We start from the raw sequence: 262 nt of genomic DNA, 5'->3' as shown, positions 1-262 counted from the left end.
AGCCCGGCTTCGGTGAGCAGGTAGGCGGTGATTTCTTTGGTGGTGGCCAGCACTTCGCCGGCGGCCGTGCGGCGGCCCAGCACGTCGATTTTGGCGGTGAGGTAGATGGCCCCGGCCGGCGCGATGGCATCCACCGGGTAGCCCTGCTCACGGAGCTGCTTCAGGCCGTGGTAGGCGGCATCGAGGGTGGCTTGCAGCTTGGTTTTGAAACCCGTCACGAACTCATCTACAGCTTCCGTTTGGGGTAGGAACTTAGCAGTGG

1 protein-coding gene is annotated in these 262 nt (G+C 63.7%); it reads right to left on the bottom strand.

Going from position 1 to position 262, the window contains the following annotated elements; all coding sequences use genetic code 11:
• On the bottom strand, positions 1-218 hold a 218-nt coding region (locus tag ACM615_RS24035; RefSeq protein ID WP_431012652.1), incomplete at its 3' end, for a hypothetical protein.
• Positions 219-262: the final 44 nt, after the last annotated feature.

Source organism: Rahnella sp. PAMC25617 (assembly GCF_050606005.1).
Lineage (GTDB): Bacteria > Pseudomonadota > Gammaproteobacteria > Enterobacterales > Enterobacteriaceae > Rahnella > Rahnella variigena.
This window is presented reverse-complemented; position numbering and strand designations above follow the sequence as displayed.